The 2547-nt window shown below is 73.5% G+C and carries 1 protein-coding gene; it reads left to right on the top strand.

The features are described 5' to 3' along the window. The coding region (locus tag VGR37_02035; GenBank protein HEV2146176.1) for an amino acid adenylation domain-containing protein at nucleotides 1-2547 on the top strand (2547 nt) is incomplete at both ends.

The following is a 2547-nucleotide window of genomic DNA, read 5'->3' as shown; positions in this document are numbered from 1 at the left end:
CTGGTTCATCGACCAGCTCCAGCCGGGCAGCCCCGCCTACAACCTCGGATATGCGCTCCGGGTGCGGGGCACGCTCGACCTCCGGGTGCTGGAGCAGGCCCTCGCGGAGCTGGTGCACCGCCACGAGACGCTCCGGACCGTGTTCCCCGCCGCACGCGGCACCCCGGTCCAGCGCGTCCGGGAGCCGCAGTCGGTCCCGGTGACCATTCCGACCACCGACCTCCGCCACCTTCCCATGGAGGCGCGGGAGGCGGAGGTCGAGCGGCTGGCAAGGGAGGAGGCGCTCACTCCCTTCGAGCTGGCGACCGGACCGCTGCTGCGCAGCCGGGCGGTCCGCCTGGGCAGCGCGGAGTGGGGGCTGTTCTTCACGCTCCACCACATCATCAGCGACGGCTGGAGCCGCGACGTCCTGGTGGAGGAGGTTTCCGAGCTGTACACCTCGCTGCACGAAGGCCGCACCCCCTCCCTCCGCGCTCTCCCGGTGCAGTACGGCGACTACGCGGTGTGGCAGCGGCGTTGGTTCACGGGCGAGGTCCTCCAGCGCCAGCTCGACTACTGGCGGGGGCGGCTGGCGGGGGCGCCTCCCATGCTGGAGCTCCCGACCGACCGGCCCCGCCCGCAGGAGCATGACGCGCGCGGTGCGAGCGTCGGCGTTTCGGTACCGCCGGCAGTCACGAGCGGAGTACGTGCGCTGGCGAGGCGGGAGGGGGCCACCCTTTTCATGGCGCTCCTGGCCGCCTGGCAGGCGCTCCTGGCGCGCTACAGCGGACAGGCCGACGTCATCGTGGGGAGCCCCATCGCGGGGCGGACACGGCTGGAGACGGAAGGGCTGATCGGCTTCTTCGTGAACACGCTGATGCTGCGTGCAGAGTTCGCGGACGATCCTCCGTTCCGTACGCTCCTCGGCCGGACGCGGGAAGCGACCCTGGAGGCGTACGCCCACCAGGAGATCCCGTTCGAGCGCCTCGTCGAGGAGCTGGCGCCCGAGCGCAGCCTGGGCCATGTCCCCTTCGTCCAGGCGGTGCTCTCCCTGCACGAGGACGGACGGCGCTCCCTGCAGCTCGGCGGAGCGGAGATGGAGTCGCTCGGCGGCGGAGGAGGAGAGACGACGGCCCGCTTCGACCTCAGCCTGGGGATCGCCCTCGACACGGAAGAGCTGGGTGGTTCCCTCGTCTACCGGACGGCGCTCTTCGACGAATGCACCGTGGAGCGAATGGTAGGGCACTTCGTCACGCTCCTGGAGGCGGTCGCGGCCGACCCCGGGCGCCGCATCGGAGAGGTCGAGCTGCTCTCGCCCGCCGAGCGCGCGCAGGTGCTGGTCCAGTGGAACGCGACAGAGCGCGGCTACCCCCGGGAGCGCTGCCTGCACGAACTCTTCGCGCTGCAGGCCGCGCGCACCCCGCAGGCGCTCGCCGTCGATGCGCACGACGGGCGCCTCTCCTACGCCGCGCTGGAGCGGCGCGCCAACCGCATCGCTCACCACCTCGGCTCGCTCGGCGTCGGCGTGGAGGCGCGCGTGGGCGTCCTCCTGGAGCGCGGAGCCGACACCCTCGCCGCCGTGCTGGGGATCCTCAAGGCCGGGGCTGCCTACGTCGCCCTCGACCCCTCCTCCCCGGAGGAACGCCTCCGCTTCACGCTCGCCGACGCGGGCGCCTGCGCCGTGCTGACCCACTCCGGCCTCGCCCGGCGGCTCTGCGCCTTCGGCGGCCCCGTGGTGTGCCTGGACCAGGAGAGCCAGGCCCTCGAGCGCCGGCCGGAGGCGGCGCCGGCCCTGGCACTCTGCCCCGGCAACCTCGCCCTGGTCGTCTACACCTCGGGCTCGACCGGCACACCCAAGGGCGTCCTCGTCGAGCACGGCGGGCTGGTCAACTACCTGGCCTGGTTCGATCGCGAAGTGCTCGGGGCCGAGGGCTTCGCGCTCCCCTGGGTGAGCCGGCTCTCCTTCGACGCGCACGTGCGGCAGCTCTTCCCGCCTCTGCTGCGCGGCGAGCCCGTCTGGATCCTCCCGGAGGAGACGGTCACGGATCCCGACCGGCTGCTGCAGGCGCTCTCGACGCGCGAGCGCGTCTCCTTCGGCGGCGTGCCCTCGCTCTGGAGCGCCCTGCTGGAGCGGATCCGCTGCGCGGAGGGGCCGAGGCCGCAGGGGCTCGAAGCGGTGCTGCTGGGGGGCGAGGCGCTCTCGCCCGAGCTGGTGGAGCGGACCTTCGCGCTCTTCCCCGAGCTGGCGCTGTGGAACCATTACGGGCCCACGGAGGCCACGGTCAACACCACCGCCGCCCGGGTGCGCCCCGGCGCCCCGGTGCGTATCGGGCGGCCGGTGGCGAACGTGCGCGTCTACGTGCTGGACCGGGAGGGCAGCCCGGTGCCGCCGGGGATCGCGGGCGAGCTGTTCGTGGCCGGCAGGGGTGTGGCACGCGGGTACCTGAACCGCCCCGAGCAGACGGCGGAGCGCTTCGTCCCGGATCCGTTCTCGGGGCAGGCGGGCGCGCGGATGTACCGCTCTGGAGACCGGGCGCGCTGGCGGGCCGGGGGGGAGCTGGAGTACGT

It is taken from the genome of Longimicrobiaceae bacterium (genome assembly GCA_035936415.1).
In the GTDB taxonomy this organism is placed as follows: domain Bacteria; phylum Gemmatimonadota; class Gemmatimonadetes; order Longimicrobiales; family Longimicrobiaceae; genus JAFAYN01.
Note: the sequence above shows the minus strand (reverse complement) of the source record. Positions and strands in the feature narration are given on the sequence as shown.